Genomic DNA, 22,028 nt, shown 5'->3' with positions numbered 1-22,028 from the left:
TTTATAGTTAAAAAAACACTAACGCCAAGTATATGGTAAGTATACTTGGCGTATAGATAGATTTATTACTGTTTTATATTATTATAAATTATACAGATTTCTTTAGTTCTCCGGCGCGCTGAATGGCCTCAACTACGGCCAAGGCTGTCATGTTAACTACCCCGCGAGATGTTACAGAAGGTGTTAAAATATGGGCCGGACGTGCTGCACCAAGTAGGATAGGGCCCACATGCAGCGCATCCGTAACGGATTTAACCACGTTAAGAGTAATATTTGCTGCATCAAGATTCGGAAAAACCAGTAGGTTCGCTTCTCCCTTGAGCCTTGAGTTAGGGAATACACGATCACGCAGCACTTGTGACAATGCGGAATCACCGTGCATTTCTCCGTCCGATTCCAGCTCTGGAGCTTTTTGCGCTAGCAGTGCAGCTGCACGACGCATCTTGTCGGCACTTGCAGATTCTTTGGAGCCAAAGTTGGAATGTGAGACCAAGGCAGCTTTAGGCTCAATCCCAAAACGCCGAATTTCTTTTGCTGCCAGAATGGCACTTTCAGCGATTTCTTCAGCATCGGGCTCGACGCTCACATAGGTGTCCGTCAGAAAGAGTGTACCCCGCTGAGAAATAAGCAAGCTTAAAGCGGAATATTCGCTAAGACCTGGCGCCTTTCCGATTATCTGGCTAACTGTGCGGAGATGGCTTTCAAAACGTCCCTCCAGTCCGCAAATCATCGCATCGGCTTCGTCGCGCATGACGGCCAGTGCTGCAATGGCAGTGGAGTTAGTGCGCACAATGGTGCGTGCTGCCTCGGGAGTAATGCCTTGGCGTCCCGCAAAAGACAGGTACAGATCGACGTAATCCCGATAGCGCGGATCATCTTCAGGGTTGATGAGTTCGAAATCCGTGCCTTGGCGGATCTTCAAACCATAGCGTTTCAGTCTGGTTTCAACGACCTGAGGTCGACCGACCAAGATGGGCGCTGCGATACCTTCTTCGATAACGACTTGGGCAGCACGTAATACACGTTCATCTTCGCCATCCGCATAGATCACCCGCTTGGGCGTAGTTTGGGCGCGCGCGGTGGTAAAGACTGGCTTCATAATAAGGCCAGAACGGAAAACAAACCTGTTAAGTCTGTCGCGATAAGCACCCATATCTTCTATTGGACGCGTTGCAACACCACTATCCATTGCTGCTTGAGCAACGGCTGGAGCAATCCTCAAGATAAGACGCTGATCAAAAGGCGAGGGAATGAGATAATCAGGCCCGAATGTGGGTGTTTCCTCTGTCGATGCGCGTGCCGCCACATCGGAAGGCTCTTCGCGTGCAAGCGCGGCTATAGCGCGAACCGCTGCAAGCTTCATTTCTTCGTTGATAGCTGTCGCACCAACATCCAATGCGCCGCGGAAAATATGTGGAAAACACAGCACATTATTGACCTGATTTGGATAATCAGACCGACCTGTGCAAATCATAGCGTCACTTCGGGCCTCACGCGCCACTTCCGGCATGATTTCCGGATTCGGATTAGCCAGCGCCATGATCAATGGTTTTTCAGCCATTCTCTGGAGCATTTCAGTTTTCAAAACACCAGCCGCTGAAAGTCCTAAAAACACATCCGCGCCATCAATAATGTCAGCTAGAGTGCGCGCATCTGTTTTTTGAGCATAGGCCCGTTTCCAACGATCCATGAGTGCTTCACGCCCCTCATAGACCACGCCTTCAATATCGCAAACCCAGATATTTTCGCGTTTTGCACCAAGATTGACCAGAAGGTTGAGGCAGGCAATCGCGGCAGCACCGGCCCCGGAAGTAACAATTTTCGCTTCAGAAATTTGCTTTCCTGCTAGATCCAGTCCGTTTAGAATCGCTGCCGCTACAATGATGGCAGTGCCATGTTGGTCGTCATGGAAGACCGGAATATTCATTTTAGCGCGCAGTTGTTCTTCAACTTCGAAACATTCCGGCGCTTTAATATCCTCAAGATTAATGCCACCAAAGGTGGGCTCAAGTGCCGATACGACATTGACGATATGTTCGATCTCATGCGCGTCGATTTCAATGTCGAAAACGTCGATATCCGCGAATTTTTTAAACAGTACCGCCTTGCCTTCCATCACCGGTTTTGAGGCGAGGGCGCCTATATTACCCAGTCCCAACACTGCTGTACCGTTGGAAACGACTGCGACGAGATTGCCGCGCGCCGTATATTCGGCTGCGGAGGCAGGGTTTTCATGAATTGCCAAACAGGGTGCCGCAACACCCGGCGAATAGGCTAACGCAAGATCTCGTTGATTGCCGAGCGGTTTTGTAGCTTGAATTTCCAGCTTGCCGGGCTTCGGGTAACGATGAAAAAAAAGCGCCGCTTCGTCAAAATCCGAACGCGTGGAAGTGGGAGGAGTTTTTTTGGTCATTATAGTCGCGTCACTTTCCAAAACTTTACGGCTTTCCGCCAGTCGCGGAAGAGATACATCAGAACGCCTTATGCTCGCAAGTTCTGCGACCAATCAATCCGCTGCTTATCAAACACTTAGCCCCAGAGCGCTTTTCCTGGTGGATAAACCAATGCGCCATCATAGCGTAAGCCGGGCTCACGGTCGTGAGCAAGCAGCAATGGGCCATCTAGATCAACGACATCAGCCTTTTGTGCGAGAAGAACAGCAGGCGCCATTCCAAGAGATGTCCCTACCATGCAGCCGACCATAATCTGTAATCCCAGTTCAATGGCTTTATCGCGCATGGCAAGCGCCTCAGTTAACCCGCCGGTTTTGTCGAGTTTGATGTTGACCGCATCATAACGTTTCGCCAGTTTCGACAAACCTTCTAACGTATGCGCGCTTTCATCGGCGCAAATTGTCAGCGGACGAGCTATTTCTTCCAAAATTTCATCGTGACTTGCGGGCAGGGGTTGCTCAATGAGAACCACACCTGCGTTAGCCGCCGCCGCCATGTTTTCTTCTATGTTGTCGACGGTCCAGCCTTCATTCGCATCAATAATAATTCGACTATTCGGTGCTGCTTCGGCGATTGCGTGCATCCGTTCTATGTCGTTTTCCGCGCCCAATTTGACTTTGATAAACGGGTAATGCGCGAGCCTAGCAGCGGATTCGGCCATTTCTCGCGATGATCCTAAGGAGACAGTAACAGCAGTCTGCAGCGGCCTTGTTTCAATGCCCAGCAGTTCCGCAACGCTCACTCCGGTAAGCTTTGCTTCCAAATCCCAATATGCGCAGTCAACAGCATTGCGAGCAGCACCGGCAGCCATGAGAGATTGAATCTCTTGTCGGCTGGCACCCGCTTGAATTTCCATGCGCACCGCTTCGATCTGCTGTATTACACTGGTCACAGATTCGCCGTACCGAGTGTAGGGTACACATTCACCACGGCCTACCAAATTACCTCGATGAATTTCGCAGACAACGACTTCAGCTTCGGTCTTCGACCCTCGAGAGATTGTGAATTTACCGGCAATAGGATAGCGTTCACTGATGATTTTCAAATTATTTTGCATGAATGTGCCTTCCAGAGCGCAGTACTTCTCTAGCGCAACGAGTCGTTTATAGGATTACCATGTTGACTGAGGCCGCCGACAAAGCAAGAGCTGCTGCCGATATGACGCCGAAGGTTGATCTGGACGAGCACGATGGTGCATCGCGTATCATCTTGAGCGGAAGATGGGTTTCGCAAAGCGTAAACCATGTTGATGCCCAAATGCGCGGACTGGAAAAACACGAATATATTCAGCCCGTTTCTATCGATGTTACACAAATTTCAGGACTTGATACCGCTGGCGCTTGGTTGATCGAACGGTTACGCAGTCGTTTGATGCAGCAGAATATTGAAACCCGCCTCGAAGGTGTCCGGTCCGCGTGGCTGCCATTGATGGACGAGGTAGGAAAATCCGTTGAACGGACGCTGGATGTTCCAAAACTCAAGCAGCCATTTCTGATTACATCAATGCTGGAGGCGATTGGGCGCGGCGTATTTTCGGCGGTAGATGATTTCAAAATGGCTATGCACATTCTTGGTGCAACCATTCGAGGCGCTCAATTAAAAGCGGATCGGGGCAGCGGAATTCCAATACCTGCAATCGTCAACCAGATGGATCGCATGGGGGGTGGGGCGATTCCGATCATCGTTCTTATGTCCACTATTGTTGGCGCAATTATCGCACAGCAAGGCGCTTTCCAATTGCGCTATTTCGGTGCGGAAATCTTTGTGGTCGATCTGGTTGGAATTTTGGTTCTGCGAGAATTAGGCGTTCTGTTAACCGCGATCATGATTGCTGGTCGTTCCGGCAGCGCTATCACTGCCGAGATCGGGTCCATGAAAATGCGTGAGGAAACCGATGCGCTTACCGTAATCGGTCTCAATCCGATCGGTGTATTGGTTTTCCCTCGCTTGGTGGCGTTGGTGATAATATTGCCATTGCTCACGATTTTAGCCGATCTCGCAGCTTTAATAGGTGCTGCGGGTATTGCATGGTTCTATTCGAGTATTTCACCTGAAGCTTTTATCTCTCGACTTCACGATGCGGTAGCATTGAACACCTATTTTGCGGGCCTGATTAAGGCTCCATTTATGGCGATGATTATTGGCATTCTTGCCTCTGTGGAGGGAATGAAAGTTGGTGGCAGTGCAGAATCACTGGGGCGCCGCGTCACAGCATCGGTTGTGAAGTCGATTTTCGTAGTCATCGTGGTGGACGGCTTGTTTGCAATGTTCTATGCCGCCATTGATTTTTGAGAAAACTAGCGGTTTGGAGCAGTTTTTTGGTCTTTTTGGCACAGTTGTCCACAAAACCGCATTGGATTTGCTGTATCAGGTTCAGTATGCTGCGCGTCTCATATAAAGACTAATTATGGTGAGTAATATCGAAGATCAGTCAAATCCGCATAGCCAGGAAAATCGTTCATTGCAGCCGATTATTTCGGTACGCGACGTAACGGTTTCCTTCGGTGGTCGCGCGCCTGTTCTCGATAATTTGTCGCTTGATATCTACAAGGGCGAGATTCTGGGGTTCATAGGCCCCTCTGGCTCTGGCAAATCTGTTTTGATGCGAACCATTCTCGGTTTAAATAAAAAACAATCCGGTGATATTGAGATTTTGGGTCGCAATATCGACGAATTATCCGAAGTCGAGAAAATGGGCATTGATATGCGTATGGGGGTGCTGTTTCAGCATGGCGCGCTTTTCTCTGCTCTGAATGTGCTTGAAAATATACAAGTACCGATGCGCGAATATTTGGATCTTTCACCTAAATTGATGGACGAGCTGGCGCGGTTGAAAATAGATTTGGTTGGCTTGAATCCAGATACGGCTGAGAAATTTCCGTCAGAACTTTCAGGCGGCATGATAAAGCGTGCCGCGCTGGCGCGTTCGCTTGCGCTGGATCCTGACATCGTATTTCTTGATGAACCGACTTCTGGCCTCGACCCGATAGGTGCTGCTGAGTTTGATGAACTAATCGGAAATTTGAGTGATACAATGGGGCTGACCGTTTATATGGTCACCCATGATCTGGACTCTCTTTTTGCGGTTTGTGACCGTATTGCAGTGTTGGGGGACAAGAAAGTGTCAGTCACCGGCACCATTGAAGATATGCTAACTGTAGATGATCCTTGGGTGAAATCCTATTTTCGTGGTAAGCGGGCACGTCAAATGGATCCTTCGGCAATAAATAGAAGGCGGCGGCCGGAAAACCGGGTACAAACGGGATAGGAAATGGAAACTAAAGCCAATTATGTCCTGGTAGGAGTGTTCACACTGGTCATCAGTGTGCTGGCGTTCGGCTTCGTTTATTGGATCGCTCGCTATGGAGAGGCACGCGATTCGATGCCACTTGACGTGCGTATTCCCGGATCCGTCACCGGATTAAGCATCGGAAGTCAGGTTCTGTTTAACGGAATCAAGGTGGGCGATGTGCGCGGCTTGCACTTAGATGAAACCAATCCTGAAATGGTTATTGTTCAGACACGTGTAAATGCGACGACTCCCATCACACGTTCGACAGCTGCGACTCTTGGTTTTCAGGGGCTTACCGGCCAAGCCTATATTGAATTGAAAGGCGGAAGGCTCGACGAACCGAATCTTCTAACAGAAGCAGCTAAAGAGGACACGGTTGCTCGCATTGATGCCGATCCGTCAGCAGTGAATAATTTGTTGGCGACTGCTCAAGATATTTTTGCACGTGCCAATAGCGTTTTAGGTGAGCTGGAGGGTTTTGCTAAGGAAGCCCGAGGCCCGCTAACCGATACGATAAACAACACCAAAATATTTACCGACGCTTTGGCGAAAAACTCTGATATAATCGAAGAATTGGGATCAAATACCGGCAATATCAGTGCAATTATTTCAGACGCGAAAGAGATGATGAAACGTCTTAACGCCGCCTCCGAGCGCGTAGACAGCATCATGGCCAAAGCGGATAAGCTTCTTTCTAGTGACGATAAAGACGGGGTAGTAGCGCAGGCGAATGCGACGCTACAAGCCATCCGGGAAACTGCGGTCAATCTGGACAATCGTATCGCGCCTATTGCAGCAAATCTGGACCGCTTCTCGGGGCAGGGATTGCGCGATGTGCAAGCCTTGATAGTCGATAGCCGCCGCACTATTCAACGTATAGAGCAAGCGATTACTGAGCTGGAGCGAAATCCACAGCGCTTGATTTTTGGCGGACCAGGCAACGTTCCCCGTTATGATGGAAGGACGCGTCATTGAATTTCAAAACTGGATCCAACGACATGACCGTTAGGCGCGTGCGTAGTTCGTCGATAATCAGTACGACAATTCTGGCCATCACCATCGCGGGCTGTGGTACGACCACGCCACTTGATACGTTTAATCTGTCGGCTCCGCAGCCAGCGGTCAGTAGCGCAAACCGAAAGAATTTGCAGCTTCTGGTTCCTCCGCCTACCGCACTCAAAGCCATTGATAGTGAAAATATTGTCGTAAGTTCCGCACCGAGATCGATTGAATATCTCAAAGGCGCACAATGGGGTGATCGGCTCACAAATATTGTGCAGTCCCGCCTCGTGCAAGCCTACGAGAATACAGGGGTTTTCGGCGGGGTTGGCCGTCCTGGGGATGGACTAGCAATCAACTACCAAATTCTGACTGATCTACGCTCTTTTGGCATCCAAGCCTACGGGTCGGGGACAAGTGCAGTGGTTGAACTCGCGGTCCGATTGATGAACGATAAAACTGGGGAAGTGCGCGCCACGCGTATCTTTCGCAATGAGGTTCCGGTTAGCGGGGGCAGTAACAGCGATTATGTAAAAGCGATCAATACTGCCTTTGACCGCACCTTGAGTGAAGTCGTAACCTGGACCGTTTCTTCGCTCTAACGCGTGAACGCTGCGAGCAACGCCGAAATTCTTTCTAATAACGGTCGTCGTGGGACTGCCAGCAAAGCTGGTGGTTCATACGACTGCGCCGAACATACTGCTTTCTAACGCTGATCGATGCCTAGGCCCTATCAGAAAAATCAAAGCATCAATAGTTTTCACGCCAGGCCAGTTGCCGAGTGGATCTATTATTTTCGGTGAATTAGCGCCGCATGAGGAGTTCAGCAGATGCCAATTCTCGCGGTGATTTATACACAGTGCGATATGGCCTATCATTTAATCTAACGCTTGAAATTGTCCGTTTAACTATTTGAATCAAAAACGCGGCCCAACCGAGCCGCGTTTTATGTTTGTTAAGTTCGCAGAAATCAGCCAAGCCGTCCGGCTGCGTGAGCCAGCATTGTATAGACTTTGCCCGTATCTGAAGTCAGATAGGTCTGCATGACCATATTGTCCCGGTCGTTCCGCGCAACATCTTCCAGCAGACGTTGGAAGTCATCCATATAACGATCCACTGCACGGCGGAATTCTCCGTCCGTCTGATATTTGCGTTTGATCTCGTCAAAAGTCTGCTGGCCTTTGAGCGTATAGAGACGTCGCGTGAATACATTGCGTTCACCACGGCGATAACGCTCCCAAAGCTCGACCGATGCGTCATGATCAATTGCACGGGCGATATCCACTGAAAGCGAATTTAACGATTCAACCACGTGCCGAGGGGACCGAGGCGCTGCCGTGGGCTGCCCCACCACTTCACCATCATTTTCTTCCTCTCGCGACGCGCGTGCCAGAAGATCTGAAACCCAGCCACGTGGCCTATCTGCCGCTGGTGTGGAATTGGTCCTCGAATTCTCAGCTGGTCGGGTTTGAGTGGCAGTAGCAGTACGAGCCGGTTGTGCTACAGGCGCTGCGACTGGAGCCGGTGCAGCGACCCGACGCTGCGTTTGTACCGGACGCGAAGCCGGGCGATTGGCACGGCTTTCGCCGACATCGACCAAGCGACCCGATTTATTAACGATTGCTGCAAGCTCCTTAAGCGCATTGATCTGCTCGCTCACGGCCTTGCGCATTGCCGTCGTGGTTTCCTTAGCTTCTGCTGGCATGTCAAGCACACCACGCTTCAGCTCACCACGGGTAGTGTCGAGCTCACTACGAATTTCTGCGGCTGTTCTCCGAATCTCTTCCGTAGCAGTCGAGAACTTCTGTGATGCTTGCTCAACAATCTCAGAAACGCTCTCGCGCATTTTTTCTGCCGAACTGCGCGTCTGGCCCTCGGCTCTTTCAAATGCCGAGCTGACAATGTGCTCAAAGGACCGCATGAGCTGCTCGACACTTTCGGATTTCTCCACCAGACCGGATGCCAATTTATCGAGGGCATTCTGTCGGTCTTCAAGCGTTCCGACCAGATTGTTCTGGGCGTTGCCGATCAGTTCTGATGCCGAAGCGAGAACCCTTCCATGATCTTCAAAGCGATTGGCAATATCAGCAATCTGCGACAAGGTGCTGTCAGAAAGCGCGCGAAGCGTGCCGATATTACCATCAATAAGCCCGGTCGATGCTTGGAACATCTGGGCAGCACGATTGGCATTTTCAACAAAGCTGGACGTTGTGTCCACCAAGCGGCTGTCAATATCGTTAAGATTGCGCGCCGCAGCATCGATCAGTTTACCCAATTCGCCATTGGAATTAGCCAACCGATCAATCAGTTCGCTTACATTACCTGAAAGACTAGACTGCGCCTGTTGCACCGCAGCGATTGTCTCGGCGGTGCGGCTGGCCAGAGCGTTTACAAGAGCGGCATTTTCCGCCCGCAAACGATCTGTCGCGGCATGGGTTGCCTCTTCAAGTTGATGTGCAAGCCCGCGGCCGCTATCTGCCAAACGCTGCACCAGCGGCTCTGCCGTATCGTTGAGAATTTGGGTAATTTCTTGCGAGCGTGCAGCGAGAACCTCATTGAGTTCGCGTGTGCGCTCCTCAAGCGTTATGGCAGTCGTATCAGTTACCTGCGCAATGCGTGCCTCAACGGAGCCAAGTTCCATTGTAATCCGCGAGCCGATATCGCCCAAGCGGGTTGCAATTGCGTCAGCGCGTTCTGCAAGCCGCGATTCCGTGCCGGAAAGGTTTTCCGCCACACTGTTGGAGAAGGCTTCGCTGTGCTCCGCAAGTGTGCGGCTCGTGTGAGAGGCCGTTTCCGCAATACGTGATTCGATTGCTCCAAGTTCGCCGGTGAGGCGGCTTTCAATCGTCTCCAAACCACCGGCAATGGCCGTCGCCCGCTCAGCAAGTCGTGCTTCGGTTCCAGCAAGATTTTCCGCAACCCGTGAAGCAAAAGATTCGGACTGTTCTGAAAGCGTTTCGCTTGTTTTCAGCGCTGTATCGGCAAAGCTGCTTTCAATCTGGGTGAGGCGGCCCGCGAGAGCGTTTGCACGATCTCCCAAACGCTCCTCCGTTGCGGCCAGATTGTTGATGATATTCGCACTAAAGGATTCGCCAAAACCGTTGAGTGCTTCGCCCGCCTTCGCGGCTTCTGCCGAAAGTGTACCAGCAGCTTCGGTAATTTTGTCACGCAATGAGCTGGCGACCACACCAGCGCTTTGCTCCAATGCGCGACGTACATTGTCGACACCGATGGACAATGCTTTTTCCATCGTTTCGGTGCGTTCTTCGATGATGCCGGACTGATTTTCAAATGCCTTGCTGATGGCACCGCTGCTGTTTTCGATTGCATTATGCAGATCAGCAGTCCGTTGTGAGAGCGTCTGCTCATGCTGCTGCAACGTCTCGTTCAGAGAGCTTGTTGTTTCAGCAAGTGCGGATCGGATGATCTCAGCACGATTCTCGATCACTTGTTCATGTTCGCCCAATATATTGGCGAGGGAATTATTGTGAACGTCCAACACAGTGCGCAGGCCACTTGTCCGTTCCTCAATTCGCTGTACATGATCGCTAAATGTAGCGTCGAGAGCCTCGCGGCTAGCACCTATTGTTTCGTTCAATATTTGTGCGCGCTCGTCCAAAGTACGGGCTAGGGCGTCCTTATTGTCAGCGATGATTGCCGTTAATGAAGCAATCCGCTCCTCAAAGGATTTCGCAAGCTCCTCACGACTCTCGTCAAAATTATTTCGAAGAGCGGCGGTGCGTTCGTCAAGCAGCTGGGCAAGTAGGGCCTGATTGCCAGCGACTACATTTTGCAGCGAAATAGCCCGCTCTTCTAGCGAACGGCTATGTTCTGCAAATGAAGTTTCCAGTCGATCAGCGTTGTTGGCCATTTCAAGTTGAAGCGCGGCAGTTCTCTCAGAAAGAATTGCTGCATGATGGTCTGCCGCCGAGGTCAAGATAGATGAGCTTTCCGCTACGGCCTTCTCAATGTCGCCGGTGCGCGCTGCAAGCGTGCCAGCATGATCACGGATAATTGCGGCCACCCGCTCTGTCTCACCATCCAGAGAAGACGCCAGAATATCGCGACTTTCTGCGAGTTTACCTGCAAAGGCGTTTGCCTTTTCGCTAAGAACATTACCCACGCTTTCGCTGACTGAGGCGAGATCGTCGCTAATACGCGCTTTGGTCTCATCAATCATTGCACTAAAGCCAGTACGACCGCTTGAGAATGTTTCGGCAATTTCGCGCGTGCGGGCGATGAGATTTTCGTTGATCTGCCTCGACCGAGCCTCAAGCGCTGTATTCAGCTTCTCTGTGCTACTATCAAGCGCATGGGCGCGGGTTTCAAATTCGGAAATCAATGAGCGTCCACGCTCTTCCAAAGTACTGTCCAGATTGGCAAGGCGTGAGTCAAACTCGCTTACCATTGTCTGGGTCGCATCACCAAGAAGATTGGTGATACCAGAAATGCGACTATCCAATGCGGCACTGACGCGCTCAGTCACATCTTTTGAATGCTGATCAAGTTTCGCAATGCGGCTATCAAGCTCGTTGGCAAATACTTCGCCAGACGTTGTTATTCCCGATGCTATATCACCGGTGCGTTTTTCGATTGCTTCCGCAATTGCGCTTCCACTCTCATTGATATTGCTGATCAGGCGTTCGCCGGATTCACCAAGAACCGATGTCAGCTGTTGAGATGCTGAAAGAACATTGTCGCGTATGATATTGGCAGCGCTTGATAATTCTTCTTTTAACTGTTCGTGCGCGCCGGAGATCGATGAACGCACACGCTCTGCGTGGCTGACCACCGCTTCACGCTCATTCCCCAGTTCACTGACCAGTGAGCGGATCCGCACTTCATTATCGCTGTAAGTACGTTCGAGCTGATTGACCTCTGCCTGAACGAGCGTTTCTAATTCAACGGCACGTGCGAGCGTGCGCTCAATCCCTTCGTTCATTGCCGCCACTTCACGACGCACCGCTTGGCCCAGCGTAGAAACGCGGTCACCGGCGATTGCTTCTGGCTGCATGAGTTTCATCGCGGCTTCGGACATGTCACGCGCTGCATATTGCATTTCCTGTGCGCGACGAACCAAATGAGCAAAGCCCCAGAACATCATAACCGGTAGCGCAACACCCGTCGCGACGCCGATTCCGGCAGGAGATCCAAAGAATTGAGCAGTCTCACCAAGGCTTGAGAAAACGTTAGGATTGATTGCTTTGCTGACCGCCAAACCACCTGCGGCCCAAAGGGCGCTGATAGCGGTTGTCGTCCAAAACAGCTTTGAGGTTTTCTCTGTGACCCGACGGGGCGCAGCGCCGATCGGGCGGGCGCTAAAGGAATCATCATTAGCCGGCGTACGAAGAGGAGTAGCCGCGATTGTAGGAGCGGGCTTTGCAGCCTCGGTTTTGACGGTTGCTTTATCAATAGCGGCGGGCTTTTCGGCAGCAGCGGACGATAGGCTTTTGGCAACACCCACGACCGGTGGAATCGGTGGTGCAGCAGGGCTCGGAATGACCGAAATGGCCTCCACAGATTCCACAGTGTTTTTCGTTTCGGCGTTCACATCGCCCGTGGAGCCTGCCGCGCCAACCTTACTATTTTGTTCGGCCACCAATTCTTCGGCGGCACGCGATATTTGCTGTTCGAGATCGTCCACCGAGAACTCATCGTCAAACGCGCTGAGATTCAGGTCGATATCGAAATCGTCACCGAAATCAATTTCCAGCGCTTTCTCCAGCGCTTCTTCTACTTCGTGATCGAGTTTATGCGCCTTCGATTTGGAAGCCATCGCTTTGCCTACCTCGTACTCATTACTGTCACGGTCACAATATCCAAGACCGTTACGAATTTTTTCCGCTATTTTGCATCGTACCGGCTCATCCTTATTTAGGAAATAGGCGCAGATCAGCGATGCCTAAAAGTTTAAATATAAGGTTAACAGAAATAGGGCGCCGATATGAAAAACCCCGAATTCTGGCTTTTTTACCTGCTGCGCACCTGTGGAAATCAATTATACAGCAAAATTGACTGCAAAGCCCGCACTGAAATTCGTTAACATTATCGCCTAACCTAGATTGTCAGCTAAAAAAGATTATTAAATTAGAACAGCAATTAAACATTGCGGTACTGTAACTCTTTATAGCGCCGCAGGGCAGTCCAAACGTGAGAAACACACAGAAAAAGCTACGAAATAAAAATAACGGCATTTTGGCGCATATCGAAGGTTCAGCGCTGCCCACAGTTGAACTTATGGCGAGAAGGCCGTATTTGGCTCGGTAATTATATATCCACTCTCGCTATCTCCCCAGATGTAAGCCAGTGAATCAAAACTCTGCCTACCGGCGTGCTTAGGAACTTAAACAATGACAAAAATCATATTCGTGTCTGCGGACGGCTCATTGCGAACAGAAGTCGAGGCTGACAACGGATCAAGCGTAATGGAAGCTGCAATCCGCAACGGAATTCCCGGCATTGATGCAGAATGTGGAGGCGCATGCGCTTGCGCAACCTGTCACGTCTATGTTGACGAAGAGTGGGCTGGCATTGTCGGTGGGCCGGATGCGATGGAAGAAGATATGTTGGACTTTGCCTATGAAGTGCAGCCGACTTCCCGTCTTTCCTGCCAAATTCGTGTGAGCGACGAGCTCGACGGATTGGTGGTGAAGGTTCCCGAACGTCAGAACTAGACCGCCTGAACCACAAAATTAGATCGATTGTGTGGAGTAATCCAAAGCGGCGAGGGACCCCACGCCGCTGCTGACATTAACGAATTTGTTTTAGCATTTGCTCCATTCGATATGTCAGGAGGCGCTCGAAACGGCTTTCGAAATTGATTGTCTCCACACGATCAAAACGTTCTTGTGCTTTATCGTGCTGCTCCATCAGCTTACTGGTGACTTTGTCGATATCAGCCCGCAAAGTGCTGCAATCGCGCCGGGTATAGAGCGCTCGTATTTGGCGCTCCATTTCACTGGCATAACTGCGGGCGATTACAATATGGCTTTCTTCATGCCTGCGAATATCGCGAAGGAGTGTATCCCATATCAAGGCGAGCTCAATGGACGCTCGCCGCCGCTGTTTCCAACGCGGAAGTGTAACTTTTGCATGAATATTGACGTAAACATCCTGCACCTTACACCGAACATCACCAGAATTTCGCCCGTAGCGCACTTTTGCATCAAAACGGATTTGAGCAGCACCCGGATGATGCTGACCAGTTTTTTTGAGGAATGGCCCGCTGGCTGACAGGGCCTTATCGAGATCTGCTGCGGTTTTGCCGTTAATGTCGTAATAGCGAATAGTTTTGTGGATTGACGCAGCGTTCACATGGGATGTAGCGACCAAGAGCGTCAGGCTGGTGGCTAGAACCCATTTTCCTAATGACATGTGCCCGGTGCCTCTTCAAAAAGCTAAATCAAATTCATAAACACATGTGTAACATGGCACGCAAAGGTCAAGAGAACTCTAACAACATCACGAGAACTAGGCTGACTATCTTTAATCCTGCTTTTACATCCCTCATTCCCCGGTTGGAAACTATCTGAAATGTCGAAACTCTGGCAGCTCGCTCACGGCCGTAACATCGCTATTGGATCAAAATCGATCATCATGGGCATCCTTAATGTTACGCCGGATTCTTTTTCCGATGGTGGACGCTATAATGAACTTGATCAAGCATTGGCGAATGCTGAAAAAATGCTCAATGAAGGCGCCACTATCATTGATGTGGGCGGAGAATCGACCAGGCCCGGCGGAGCCTCGATAGACGCAGAAACCGAAGCTGCGCGGGTTATTCCCGTCATCACAGCGCTTAAACAATTTAACTGCCTTATTTCGATTGATACATATCGCGCTTCAACCGCACTTAGGGCAGTCGAGGCCGGGGCCCATATCGTCAATGATGTCTGGGGGCTGCAAAGGGAACCCGAAATCGCCGCCATTGCGAAAGAAACTGGCGCAGGTCTCGTTATCATGCATACGAGCCGCGACCGCATCACCGATCAAGACGTAATCGCTGATCAGCATAATTTTTTAAATGTCTCGCTCCAGATCGCCGAACAATGTGGTGTTGAAAAATCGCGAATATGCTTAGATCCGGGCTTTGGATTTGGCAAAAACACCGAGCAAGACATTGCTTTAATGGCTCGTTTTCGAGAGCTTCAGGCTTTCGAATATCCGCTGCTGGTTGGCACTTCGCGCAAGCGTTTTATTGGCGCTATGACTGGTCAGGATGCACCGATGAACCGAGATATTGGAACGGCTGCGACCTCTATTGCAATGCGATTGGCTGGAGCGAGCATTTTCCGGGTCCATAATGTCGCTTTTAATAGGGACGCTCTTGCAGTTGCTGATGCTATCCTGCAAAGCGAAGCAGCAACAGAGTAGGATTAAAACCGTGTACACAATTCGCATTATGAATTGCGCTTTCTTTGCGCACCACGGTGTGCTTGATGAAGAGCACGCCCTTGGGCAGCGCTTTTACGTTGATGCTGTGCTGGACGTAGAACCGGGCAATTCGCTGTTAGAAGACAATATTGAGGGCACTGTTCATTACGGCATCGCTTTTTCCGTCATTCAAGACATTATAACTGGCCGGCAACGTTACCTGATTGAAACTTTGGCTCTTGATGTTGGGCGCGCATTGGTAGAACGCTTTCCTCAAATCCAACGTGCGGAAATCACGGTTCGAAAGCCCAATGCACCGGTACCAGGCGTATTGGATTACGTTGAAGTAACAGTGACTTATCCCCAGTGAGCAAAAAGCAGCCATCTTTTCGCGCCTGGTTAGGTTTGGGCGGCAATCTCGATGATCCCATCGTGTCTATGGCAAACGCACTGCAATTGCTCGACTCCCGTAGTGATACGAGAGTTATTGAAGTATCCCCCGTCTACCGCACTCCGCCTTGGGGGAAAACAGATCAGGCATGGTTTTATAATTCCTGCGCTGAGATAGAGACTGATTTAGAGCCGTTAAATCTCATTGATGTTTGTCTGGAGATAGAGCGTCAATTGAAACGGGTACGATCGGAGCGCTGGGGACCTCGCATCATTGATATAGATATTCTTGCGATGCTCGACGAAGCGGAAAGGGCGGTCAATATGTCTGAGGAAACTCTCATTCTCCCGCATCCACGCATTTCCGAACGCGCTTTTGTCTTGGTTCCACTGAACGATATCGCCCCTGATCTTGTGATTACCGGGCGAACCGTCTCGCAATGGGAAAAGGACTGTGAACAAACAGGTATCGAAAAAGCCCGCGCATCGGCGGGCTGGTGGCGAGAAATAGGATCTGCTTAGTTTTTTGCGATACTACCGACCGCCGTATTATCGACGCGCTTTAGACTCATCCCAATGACTGGAATAAGATCTTGATCGACCCTCACTGAGACAGTCACATTCATCGTGTTTTTGTCCGCAACGCGGGCCAGCATCGCGCCATTTAATTCTTTGCGATTAAGCCCCAATATGACGCGGTTTCCGCTGACCGATCCTGACGTGACGTTCAATCCCTTTCCTTCAGCGCCATCGTTGAATTTGCCAGAATAAGTGTTGCCAACCCGGGTCACGGTCGCCTTCATTGCCTGCGAAAACACACCGACGCGACATGAGCCATCCAGCGTCATTCCGATCGCAGCTTCCGGTGTCGTACCTTCGAGATTGCAAACAAACTTGGTACCCTTATATTTTCCAGCAACGATTTCGCCAGGTCCCGACCACTGCCCTTCGATAGAGCGGAAGAATTTCTCGTCTTTGTCAGCAGCCATTGCAGGCGCGGCCAAAAGCAGAGCGGGCAGCGTGAGGCAGGCAGCAATATGTTTCTTCATGTTCAGCTCTGTCCGGGGCTAACAGCCCAAATGGGGGTGGATTCGTCAATTTGCGAATGGCCTATCGCCAATCACAGTCTGTATAATCCTATCGAATGGTTAATGCTTCGTTCTCATACGCACGTTACGTCAAGATTTCATAAAGCAAGCTGCGCTTATTTGCTAGCTTTCGTCTTTTGACTTGGCCCAGCCATGCGCGCTAGATCGCTCAGAAAATCGCCGACGCCCGGCCGTTTCTCTGCAATGAACGGGAAGGGCCGAACAACTTCCATTGCGGCAATGCCAATCCGCGCAGTCATCAACCCATTAACGACACCTTCGCCCAATTTGGCCGATAATCGCGAAGCAAGCCCCTGTCCCACCAATTGTTGAATTACGCTATCCCCCATCGCTAGGGTTCCCGTTACCGCAAGATGTGCCACCACCCGGCGCAACAGTTTCATAAATCCCAAGGAGCCGGGCTTAGCCCCATAAACTTGCGAAAGCCTTCGAATGAGACGGGCCGACTCAAAAATAACATAGCCAATATCCAATAAAGCCCGCGGACTGATAGCAGTGACGATTGATACCCGACGTGAAGCGTGTAAAATCAACGCTCGCGCTTCTTGATCAAGTGGGCGCAGAATTTCGGTTTCTGCAAGTTTGATCAGATTGCGTCCGTCAATAATATCATCGGTCAGACTGTCGAGCATTTGGCGCCCACGAGCGGTTTCGGGCAAATTCTTTGCAATCGAACGCAAAGATTGAACGGCTTTGCGCGCCGCTGCCATATCATCGTGTGCAGCCGCATCTACGGCATGTTTGCGCAAATGCTGAACCGAGGCTAATCGCCGAAGGGCTAGCAACTCGCGAAAGATAATGCTGATAAAAGCGATAGCCGCGACAATCGCCACGCTTAAGGCGGTCCATCCAAGCCAGTCGGCGCGTATAAAAAGTGCGCTAATTAAGTCCTCAATCCAGATGCCCACGGCAAATGAAAGAAGAATACCAAGCGCACCAAACAAAATTCGACTTAAAGACCAATGCCTTGAGGGTTGTGGCTCAAAATTCGGATCAAGAGCTGCTAGCTCTTCCTGTTCTTCAGCACTGAGGGCAAAAATATCCGCTTCAATGACAAGCTGCTCAAGATCAGAAACGGCTCGGGGGCGGCGAGGGCTGCTGGGCGCATCATTTGTTTTATGCTTACGCTCATTGGTAGGGCCCATATCGAATGCCGTGGGTTTTCTCGGAGGAATTTTACTCATACCAGCCGATCCCCAATCAAGAATTGCAAAGCTCTGTCAAGCCGAATATGGGGCAAAGAAAGCGTTACCCCTTCGGCAGTCCTTTCCAACTTGGGCGGCCGAAAACGAACAAATCGCACAGCCGATTCCGCATCTGCGGAATGTTGAAAAATTGCATCGGGATTGGACGGTAAATCCCCAGGAAATATAGCTGTTTCGGTTTCACCATCGAAAAGCCTTCCATCAATTCGCTCACCTTTAAGGGGGGTGCCGACAATGACGGGTAAACTGTCTCGACCTTCCTTCACGCTTGCTTCTCTCGTGGCCCGCACTGCGGCCATGGCCAGCACCTCAATGTCGGCTCCAGATACTCCAGCGCGATGTATCGCACGTTCAACAAGACGTCGGGCGATAGCCTCCAACCGGTCATGGCTTTCATGATGAAGCTGGTCGGCTTTTGTCGCTGCCACCAATATTCGGCCAATCCGACGCTGGATTAATCCCGTAAGCAAATTGGTTCGTCCCGAACGAAAACAGGAAACTATATCAGTTAAAGCGCGCTCCAGATCCGCAACGACCGCACCCCCTGCATTCATGGCTTGCATTGCATCAATCAGAATAATTTGCCGGTCCAAACGCGCAATATGTTCTCGAAAAAACGGCTTAACGACATAGGTTTTATATGCCTCGTAGCGGCGTTGCATCATCGCGCCGAGACTGCCCGGTTTAAAATCATTTTCAGTGAGATTGGGAAGAGGAGCGAAGGTCAAAGCGGGCGATCCGTCCAAATCTCCGGGCATCAAAAATCGTCCCGGCGGGAGCGAGGACAGCGCACGCTCATCCGCCTTGCCAGCTCGCAAATAGGCTGTGAAGCTTTTTGCAAGTTTTTGCGCAGTCAGTTCGTCCGCATCCTCAGAGGCATGGACCGTTTGGGCCTCCGCTAACCATTCTTTTGCCAAGCCTTTATGGGTGATCTCATTGGCGAGTGAAAACGAATCTGCACTGAATTCCTGATATGTCTTTCCCAAAAGGGGAAGATCTAGCAGCCACTCGCCCGGATAATCGACAATATCGATTGATAGACGTCCGGGCGACAGCCAACGCCCCCAGGCCGACGCGGCTTCAAATTCAATAGTTAATCGTAACTGAGAAATTGCTCGGGTTGATTCTGGCCAAATTCGCTTATCGAGCAAAGCAGCTAAATGTTCTTCATACTGAAAGCGGGGTACAGCGTCATCAGGCTGCGGCTCCAGCAGCACACGAGAAATTCGCCCGGATTTATAAGCCTCAAACATCGGCAGCCGACCGCCATGCACCAGATTGTGCACCAACGATGTGATGAATACCGTCTTACCAGCCCGCGAGAGCCCAGTGACCCCCAAACGAACAGAAGGTGACAGGAGATTGCTTGCGCGATCTGTCAGCGTATCAAAGGCGATTTTTGCTTCGTCGCCGAAGCTGGTCAATTTTCCCAATGGCTTTTCCGTCTCGGCACTCTGTTAATCTTATAAATAGGAACCACAGAATGACAAAAGCAATATAGTTCGATGCAGATCCTTAATTTCTGACTATCAAGGTAGTGGGAAACTTTCGAGGCGACCTTGCTTAGTCTCAATATCCGAAAGTGCTGTTTCAAAAGAAATTGTCGCCATGTTTGATGGCGAAAATCCAGAAATAAGCCTTGAAATAGCATGCGCAGTGTCTTCCCCGGTGAGGGCGAGCGCCAAATCACTTATAGTTGGATTATGGCCGACCAGCATTAACCGATCAACATTCCCATGCCGTTTTATACTATCCAAATAATCTATAGTGCCGCCATTATAGAGCATGTCATCGACAATAGTTTCAATTGTCCGTCCCAAGCGTTCCGTTAAAATCAAAGCGGTTTCTCTGGTTCGAGAAGATGCTGAAACCAAAATTCGATCAGGAAAGAGCTTAGCCTCCGAGATTGCATTCGCCAGCACTTCAAGCGATGCGCGCCCCTCTTCGGCAAGAGGGCGATCGAAATCGCTCATCATAAAAGCCGCTTTTGCTGCCGCTGCATGTCGAAGAAGGAGAAGTTGGCTCATTTTATAGTCCCATGCGATTCCTCATTGGCTATCTTGCCACACTTCTCCGCAAGTTGCAGGACCAATAGCGACATCGCGTTTTCTTGAGCCAAACGAAATGCACGCATACCGTCATCTCTCACGGTTGTGGTCTATTGGGAAAGGTGTAATTATGCTGTTTTGGTAGAAGATAACAATTTAAATGACTGAAAACATTATAGAGTTTTAGAATGCAACTCCTTTGCCGTAGGTGTATTTGAGGTATTGCGTAAGTATTGTTCAATCGAAAATTACTAAAATGTTGGGGGTTGGAGCTATTTTCGGTTGTGTCCTCGTTGAGTTGGACTTATATAACCGCTCGCGTCTCCTAGATGTGGGGTGATTCAGAATGAGTGAATTAATCGACCTTGACTATAGGCCCACTGAAGACGAACCGTTCATGAATGAACGGCAGAAGTCTTATTTCCGTTCGAAGCTGATTGCTTGGCGGAATGATATCCTGCGTGAAGCCCGTGAAACACTGGAAGCGTTACAGCAGGAAAACGCAAATCATCCGGACTTGGCGGATAGGGCATCCTCCGAAACAGACCGGGCAATTGAGTTACGCGCGCGTGACAGGCAGCGTAAACTGATTTCCAAAATTGATGCAGCAATTAGCCGTATTGATGAGGGCACTTACGGCTTTTGCGAGGAAACTGGTGATCCGATTAGTTTGAAGCGGCTAGACGCTCGTCCAATCGCAACACTTTCTATTGAAGCGCAAGAGCGGCATGAACGTCGCGAAAAAGTCTACCGTGACGATTAATTAAGCGCGATTGTTTGAAATTACAAAGGCTGCATTTTCATGCAGCCTTTTTGCTATTTTTGGCAATACAATTTCGGTTTCACTACCTGTCGGGGTTGCGCTCCTTGCCCAGATCCCCAAGTAGCTTTTCGATCTCATCTTCAATGGAATGCTCTGCTTCGGGCTCAATAGGCGAAATATCCAAAGACCCAAGCAATTCTGTTTCAAAGTCTACCGTATCGAACAACTCCGTCCTATCTGCCGATTGGTTCAAAGACGAATCCGTGACACGCAGATCCTTATTATCTGAACCCGGATCAGAACTACCAACATCTGCAAAAGATTGAAATTCGCTGAAAGGACGAGTTGGCGCCCTATCCGCTTCGTTCTGAACAGCCGGATCTGTCACCTGCGTAGGAACGGGCCTTGGCGCCAAAGCTTCTGCAGCTGGGTTAACCTTACCCAGATCAACATTCGTTGAAGCACTGGTTGATGCTCCCGATGTTGACCCTGCTGCTGATGATGCTGAAGCCCCAGATGTGGATGTTAAGACACCGCGCGAAACTTGGCTCAACGGATAGGCAGGATGGAGCCTAGGCCCAGATTGCGGTTCAGATGGTTGCGTCGGCAAGACTTGCCGGGGCTGCGGAGGATGCGACGGAGCAGGGCGCGGGGCAGACGGAATTTCACGTGCCTGAGTTTCACGCCTTGCGATCTGTGGGGCAACGGCGCTGATGGGTTGCTGTAAATACGAATGCGCTGGATTTACTTTTTCGGCTTGCGTAGAAACCTTCGGAGCGACCGGTTCAGAGTGCTCAATCGGCGAATTCAGCTGAATAGTGCTATCAATATTGGCCCCAAGAGCTGCTTCACGCTGGCGGAATCGTTCAACATCGTCCGGTTCAATTCGTGATGGCGATCTTTTCTGATCGTTCCATGTCTCTTTATTGATATTTTGCTCCACCACCAAATCGGTTGGCCCGCCGATAAGCAGCAAATGCTCAACATCATCTCGTCTTATCAAGACCAGCTTGCGTTTGGCATCAACCGGGGCAGCATCCATTACGGAAAGTCGGGGTAAAGACGCGTTACGTCCGCCGACGGTAAAGCTTCCACCTCCGATGCGACGCATAAATGCGAGAACCACGAAAATTCCACATATAATAAGCGCTAGGATAAGGATGAATCCGCCGAAGTTTACAGTGTTTTCACCCAAAAAACCGCTGAGCCAATCTTTCATGCGGATAATCCTCTCATACTCACCAAAAGTTTGCGGAGCAAAAGCCGCATCAAGCGGCGAGTCTTATAGTAACTATTTTGCCGAAGAGTAGTTCAATTTGATTAAGATGGGAATGTAGCAACGCTTTAGGTCAAACCAATGATCCCCAACCAAAATCAAGAAAACGCTCGTTCAATG

General features: G+C 50.3%; 18 protein-coding genes. 9 read left to right on the top strand and 9 right to left on the bottom strand.

Annotated features, from left to right (window positions below; genetic code table 11):
- Window positions 1–88: 88 nt before the first annotated feature.
- Together C7374_RS11105 and dgcA are read right to left on the bottom strand one after the other, a co-directional pair.
- Window positions 89–2,413: an NADP-dependent malic enzyme gene (locus C7374_RS11105; protein WP_111575698.1), complete on the bottom strand. Its 2,325-nt coding sequence runs from the start codon at window positions 2,411–2,413 to the stop codon at window positions 89–91.
- 116 nt (window positions 2,414–2,529) lie between these two features.
- Complete coding sequence (dgcA, locus tag C7374_RS11100) at window positions 2,530–3,510, bottom strand: N-acetyl-D-Glu racemase DgcA (RefSeq protein WP_111575697.1); 981 nt, start codon at window positions 3,508–3,510, stop codon at window positions 2,530–2,532.
- A gap of 59 nt (window positions 3,511–3,569) precedes the next feature.
- Between dgcA and C7374_RS11095 the strand changes: the two genes are divergently transcribed.
- From C7374_RS11095 to C7374_RS11080, 4 genes are all read left to right on the top strand, one after another.
- Window positions 3,570–4,745 carry an MlaE family ABC transporter permease gene (locus C7374_RS11095; RefSeq protein ID WP_111575696.1) on the top strand — a complete coding sequence of 392 codons (1,176 nt, stop codon included), beginning with the start codon at window positions 3,570–3,572 and terminating at the stop codon, window positions 4,743–4,745.
- Between the two features lie 115 nt (window positions 4,746–4,860).
- On the top strand, window positions 4,861–5,721 hold the full coding sequence (locus C7374_RS11090) for an ABC transporter ATP-binding protein (protein ID WP_111575695.1): 861 nt from the start codon (window positions 4,861–4,863) through the stop codon (window positions 5,719–5,721).
- Window positions 5,722–5,724: 3 nt separating this feature from the next.
- Window positions 5,725–6,720 carry an MlaD family protein gene (locus tag C7374_RS11085; protein WP_111575694.1) on the top strand — a complete coding sequence of 332 codons (996 nt, stop codon included), beginning with the start codon at window positions 5,725–5,727 and terminating at the stop codon, window positions 6,718–6,720.
- A gap of 23 nt (window positions 6,721–6,743) precedes the next feature.
- Window positions 6,744–7,346 (top strand): ABC-type transport auxiliary lipoprotein family protein, encoded by a 603-nt coding sequence (locus C7374_RS11080; RefSeq protein ID WP_111575737.1) that lies wholly within the window; start codon window positions 6,744–6,746, stop codon window positions 7,344–7,346.
- 368 nt (window positions 7,347–7,714) lie between these two features.
- On the opposite strand, the gene C7374_RS11075 is transcribed toward C7374_RS11080, so the two are convergent.
- Entirely contained in the window at window positions 7,715–12,520 is a 4,806-nt protein-coding gene (locus C7374_RS11075; RefSeq protein WP_111575693.1) for an apolipoprotein A-IV repeat region-like domain-containing protein, read from the bottom strand.
- Between the two features lie 574 nt (window positions 12,521–13,094).
- Here C7374_RS11075 and C7374_RS11070 point away from each other — a divergent pair.
- Window positions 13,095–13,418 carry a 2Fe-2S iron-sulfur cluster-binding protein gene (locus C7374_RS11070; RefSeq protein WP_111575692.1) on the top strand — a complete coding sequence of 108 codons (324 nt, stop codon included), beginning with the start codon at window positions 13,095–13,097 and terminating at the stop codon, window positions 13,416–13,418.
- 76 nt (window positions 13,419–13,494) lie between these two features.
- Here C7374_RS11070 and C7374_RS11065 read toward each other — a convergent pair whose 3' ends face one another.
- The gene (locus C7374_RS11065) at window positions 13,495–14,118 is read right to left on the bottom strand and encodes a DUF922 domain-containing Zn-dependent protease (RefSeq protein ID WP_111575691.1); all 624 of its coding nucleotides are present in this window, start codon (window positions 14,116–14,118) and stop codon (window positions 13,495–13,497) included.
- A gap of 159 nt (window positions 14,119–14,277) precedes the next feature.
- Here C7374_RS11065 and folP point away from each other — a divergent pair, with 159 nt between their 5' ends.
- The 3 genes from folP (at window position 14,278) to folK (ending at window position 16,029) form a co-directional block, all read left to right on the top strand.
- A complete protein-coding gene (gene folP, locus C7374_RS11060) occupies window positions 14,278–15,117 on the top strand; it encodes a dihydropteroate synthase (RefSeq protein ID WP_111575690.1) in 840 nt (279 codons plus the stop codon).
- A gap of 10 nt (window positions 15,118–15,127) precedes the next feature.
- Window positions 15,128–15,487 (top strand): dihydroneopterin aldolase, encoded by a 360-nt coding sequence (gene folB / locus C7374_RS11055; RefSeq protein WP_111575689.1) that lies wholly within the window; start codon window positions 15,128–15,130, stop codon window positions 15,485–15,487.
- A 68-nt stretch (window positions 15,488–15,555) separates the two neighbouring features.
- Window positions 15,556–16,029, top strand: a complete 474-nt coding sequence (gene folK, locus C7374_RS11050; RefSeq protein ID WP_111575736.1) for a 2-amino-4-hydroxy-6-hydroxymethyldihydropteridine diphosphokinase — start codon at window positions 15,556–15,558, stop codon at window positions 16,027–16,029.
- On the opposite strand, the gene C7374_RS11045 is transcribed toward folK, so the two are convergent.
- The 4 genes from C7374_RS11045 to C7374_RS11030 form a co-directional block, all read right to left on the bottom strand.
- Window positions 16,026–16,556 (bottom strand): hypothetical protein, encoded by a 531-nt coding sequence (locus tag C7374_RS11045; RefSeq protein WP_111575688.1) that lies wholly within the window; start codon window positions 16,554–16,556, stop codon window positions 16,026–16,028. The genes folK and C7374_RS11045 overlap by 4 nt on opposite strands.
- Window positions 16,557–16,711: 155 nt before the next feature.
- Window positions 16,712–17,800: a YcjF family protein gene (locus C7374_RS11040; protein WP_111575687.1), complete on the bottom strand. Its 1,089-nt coding sequence runs from the start codon at window positions 17,798–17,800 to the stop codon at window positions 16,712–16,714.
- Window positions 17,797–19,254: a YcjX family GTP-binding protein gene (locus C7374_RS11035; protein WP_111575686.1), complete on the bottom strand. Its 1,458-nt coding sequence runs from the start codon at window positions 19,252–19,254 to the stop codon at window positions 17,797–17,799. Before C7374_RS11035 ends, C7374_RS11040 begins: the two co-directional genes overlap by 4 nt.
- Window positions 19,255–19,350: 96 nt before the next feature.
- Complete coding sequence (locus C7374_RS11030) at window positions 19,351–19,848, bottom strand: SixA phosphatase family protein (RefSeq protein WP_111575685.1); 498 nt, start codon at window positions 19,846–19,848, stop codon at window positions 19,351–19,353.
- Between the two features lie 367 nt (window positions 19,849–20,215).
- Between C7374_RS11030 and dksA the strand changes: the two genes are divergently transcribed.
- On the top strand, window positions 20,216–20,632 hold the full coding sequence (gene dksA, locus C7374_RS11025) for an RNA polymerase-binding protein DksA (protein ID WP_111575684.1): 417 nt from the start codon (window positions 20,216–20,218) through the stop codon (window positions 20,630–20,632).
- A gap of 82 nt (window positions 20,633–20,714) precedes the next feature.
- Here dksA and C7374_RS11020 read toward each other — a convergent pair whose 3' ends face one another.
- Window positions 20,715–21,851, bottom strand: a complete 1,137-nt coding sequence (locus C7374_RS11020) for a flagellar biosynthetic protein FliO (protein ID WP_111575683.1) — start codon at window positions 21,849–21,851, stop codon at window positions 20,715–20,717.
- Between the last annotated feature and the right edge of the window lie 177 nt (window positions 21,852–22,028).

The organism is Falsochrobactrum ovis (assembly GCF_003259955.1).
Lineage (GTDB): Bacteria > Pseudomonadota > Alphaproteobacteria > Rhizobiales > Rhizobiaceae > Brucella > Brucella ovis_A.
Note: the sequence above shows the minus strand (reverse complement) of the source record. Positions and strands in the feature narration are given on the sequence as shown.

Bases quoted from the DNA above. Each gene is read 5' to 3' on its own strand.
- C7374_RS11105 (WP_111575698.1), bottom strand. From the start codon at position 2,413: ATGACCAAAAAAACTCCTCCCACTTCCACGCGTTCGGATTTTGACGAA.
- dgcA (WP_111575697.1), bottom strand. From the start codon at position 3,510: ATGCAAAATAATTTGAAAATCATCAGTGAACGCTATCCTATTGCCGGT.
- C7374_RS11095 (WP_111575696.1), top strand. From the start codon at position 3,570: ATGTTGACTGAGGCCGCCGACAAAGCAAGAGCTGCTGCCGATATGACG.
- C7374_RS11090 (WP_111575695.1), top strand. From the start codon at position 4,861: ATGGTGAGTAATATCGAAGATCAGTCAAATCCGCATAGCCAGGAAAAT.
- C7374_RS11085 (WP_111575694.1), top strand. From the start codon at position 5,725: ATGGAAACTAAAGCCAATTATGTCCTGGTAGGAGTGTTCACACTGGTC.
- C7374_RS11080 (WP_111575737.1), top strand. From the start codon at position 6,744: ATGACCGTTAGGCGCGTGCGTAGTTCGTCGATAATCAGTACGACAATT.
- C7374_RS11075 (WP_111575693.1), bottom strand. From the start codon at position 12,520: ATGGCTTCCAAATCGAAGGCGCATAAACTCGATCACGAAGTAGAAGAA.
- C7374_RS11070 (WP_111575692.1), top strand. From the start codon at position 13,095: ATGACAAAAATCATATTCGTGTCTGCGGACGGCTCATTGCGAACAGAA.
- C7374_RS11065 (WP_111575691.1), bottom strand. From the start codon at position 14,118: ATGTCATTAGGAAAATGGGTTCTAGCCACCAGCCTGACGCTCTTGGTC.
- folP (WP_111575690.1), top strand. From the start codon at position 14,278: ATGTCGAAACTCTGGCAGCTCGCTCACGGCCGTAACATCGCTATTGGA.
- folK (WP_111575736.1), top strand. From the start codon at position 15,556: ATGGCAAACGCACTGCAATTGCTCGACTCCCGTAGTGATACGAGAGTT.
- C7374_RS11045 (WP_111575688.1), bottom strand. From the start codon at position 16,556: ATGAAGAAACATATTGCTGCCTGCCTCACGCTGCCCGCTCTGCTTTTG.
- C7374_RS11040 (WP_111575687.1), bottom strand. From the start codon at position 17,800: ATGAGTAAAATTCCTCCGAGAAAACCCACGGCATTCGATATGGGCCCT.
- C7374_RS11030 (WP_111575685.1), bottom strand. From the start codon at position 19,848: ATGAGCCAACTTCTCCTTCTTCGACATGCAGCGGCAGCAAAAGCGGCT.
- dksA (WP_111575684.1), top strand. From the start codon at position 20,216: ATGAGTGAATTAATCGACCTTGACTATAGGCCCACTGAAGACGAACCG.
- C7374_RS11020 (WP_111575683.1), bottom strand. From the start codon at position 21,851: ATGAAAGATTGGCTCAGCGGTTTTTTGGGTGAAAACACTGTAAACTTC.